At 36.4% G+C, this 2592-nt stretch carries 2 protein-coding genes; both read left to right on the top strand.

The window, feature by feature from the left end; translation table 11 throughout:
- Window positions 1-1406 (top strand): four-carbon acid sugar kinase family protein (locus ACFFIX_RS27645; protein WP_378939860.1); only part of this gene is annotated, 1406 nt, incomplete at its 5' end.
- The coding region (locus ACFFIX_RS27640) for a thiamine pyrophosphate-binding protein (RefSeq protein ID WP_378939858.1) at window positions 1407-2592 on the top strand (1186 nt) is incomplete at its 3' end.

Below are 2592 nucleotides of genomic sequence, written 5' to 3'. Positions count from 1 at the left end.
TCTCTAAATCCGATGATAGCCTACGAGCTAAAATCAAAGATCATTTAAAACAAACAAAACATAAGTTTATCGTTTTAGATGATGATCCAACTGGTGTCCAAACTGTCCATGATATTTTTGTCATTACGGATTGGGGAATAGACTGGATTAAAAAAGGTTTATCTGATGAGAGAAGTGTACTTTATATTTTAACAAACACAAGAAGCTATAATGCAGAAAAAGCTGAAAAAATCAATAGAGAGATTGTTCGAAACATTGTTGAGGTTACTCAAAAAATGGGCATTAATTACTCAATTATTAGTAGAAGTGACTCAACATTAAGAGGACATTATCCACTAGAAATTAATGTGCTACAGGATGAATTATTAAAAGCTGCTAAAATTGAGATTTCAGGTCATTTAATCGTACCGGCCTTTTTTGAAGCTCATCGTTATACCATAGATAATACTCATTATTTAGGTGTAGATGGTCAGCTTGTCCCTGCAAGTGAAACAGAATTTGCGAATGACTCAGTTTTTGGCTTCAAAACAGCTAATTTGCCGAAGTGGATTGAAGAGAAGACAAATGGAAGCGTAGCTCCCGAGTCCGTATTGATCATTTCACTTGAAGATATTCATAATGGTGGTATAGATAAAATCTACGAGATTCTACTCTCTGCCAACGATAATACTCCTATTATAGTGAATGCTAAATCTTATTATGATTTAGATATCGTAACATTAGCTGTCCTTAAAGCAATTGATTCTGGCAAGTATTTCTTATTTAGAACTGCAGCATCTTTAGTAAAATCAATCGCTGGTATTATTGATCGTCCATATTTATCAGCTGATGAGATTGTTTCAAAAGATGAAAGCCGAAACAATGGTGGATTTATCGTTGTAGGTTCTCACACGAAAAAAACAACGGAACAAATCAACGAACTAATGAAGAAATACCCGATTGAACAAATCGAAATTAATGTTGTAAAAGTTCTAAATGTAGAAACGAGAGCTGCAGAGCTAACACGAGTATGTCAATTAGTAGATAATAATATTTCTTCTAATCGCGATACGCTTGTTTATACAAGTAGAGATGTAATTTTCGCAAAAGAAATAGAAGAAAATTTAAAAATTAGTCAAACTGTTTCAAGTTCCCTGGTTGAAGTGGTTCGTTCACTAAAAGTTAAACCAAAGTTTATCATTGCAAAAGGTGGTATAACTTCTAGTGATGTGGCAACAGACGGCTTGGAGATAAAATATGCAAAAATTTTAGGGCAAGCAATCGCTGGTGTTCCAGTATGGTTAACTGGAAGTGAAGCTAAATTCAAAAATACACCTTATATAGTATTTCCGGGCAATGTAGGGGAAAAAGATTCGATTGCACAAATCTTTGAAAATATTATAAACGATCAAAAGGGAGAGATTTAGATGGCTAAACAAAAAATGACAGCTGCAGAGTTAATTGCATTGTATTTAGAAAAAAGAGGGGTAAAACACATTTACGGTGTACCTGGAGCTGCAATCTTGCCATTCTACGATGCAGTAAAAGAATTAACTAAAATCGAATCATATGTTGTTCGTCACGAGCAAACGGGTGCTTTCATGGCTGACGGTTATTCAAGAGCAACTGGTGAAGTTGGTGTCTGTGCTGCGACTTCAGGTCCTGGTGGAACGAACTTCTTAACAGGCCTTTACGGTGCGTGGATGGATTCAATTCCAATGATTGCTATTACGGGTCAACAAAAAAATAGTTTAATAGGAACAATGCAATTCCAAGAAGCTCCTATCGTTGAAATGGCTAAGCCTGTAACAAAAGCTTCATACCGTTTAACTGATGGTTCGAAAGCGGCTGAATTTATCCATGAAGCATGGGTAACTGCTACTACTGGTAGAAGAGGTCCAGTTCTACTTGACTTACCAGTTGACCAACAAAAAGTTGAAATCGAAGTTGACATAGATGCACTTATCGCTTCTACACCAGTAGATAATCTTCCAACAGCATCTGATTCAGATATCGAAAAAACGTTAGAATTATTAAAAGATGCTAAAAACCCTGTATTACTTTCTGGTGGTGGGGTTAACCTTGCAAACGCTACTGCTGAATTAAAAGCTTTAGCTGAAGAACTTCAAATCCCTGTTGTAACTTCCGGTATGGGTATGGACACTTTCCCTAACGATCACCCATTATTTGCAGGACGTATGGGAACTATGCTTGATACTCCATTCGGTAACAAAACAATTTTAGAAGCAGACTTAGTCATTAACCTTGCTGGGCGTTTCGCTGACCGTAGTACTGGTAATGTTAAAGTGTTTACAGCGAATGGTAAGAAAATTATTCACGTAAACCTTGATAATAAAGAACTTGGTAAAGTTGTTGAAACTACTTTAGGTGTAGTTTCTGACGTTAAATCATTCATGGTTAAACTTACAGAAGCTTATAAAGCACTTGGTGTTGGTGTAGCAGCTACAGCTGAAGCGGGTACTAAGCTTGACCTAACTGAAGAGCGTAAAAAACATGCTCGTAAAACTGATTACACTACACTTCCAATCAGACAAGAACGTGCTCTACAAGAACTTCGTGAATTCTTAGATCGCGATGCATTTGCTTCACATG

Source organism: Metabacillus herbersteinensis (assembly GCF_042433335.1).
In the GTDB taxonomy this organism is placed as follows: domain Bacteria; phylum Bacillota; class Bacilli; order Bacillales; family Bacillaceae; genus Metabacillus; species Metabacillus herbersteinensis.
The sequence above is the reverse complement of the archived record's forward strand: the minus strand, read 5'-3'. Positions and strand labels throughout refer to the sequence as shown.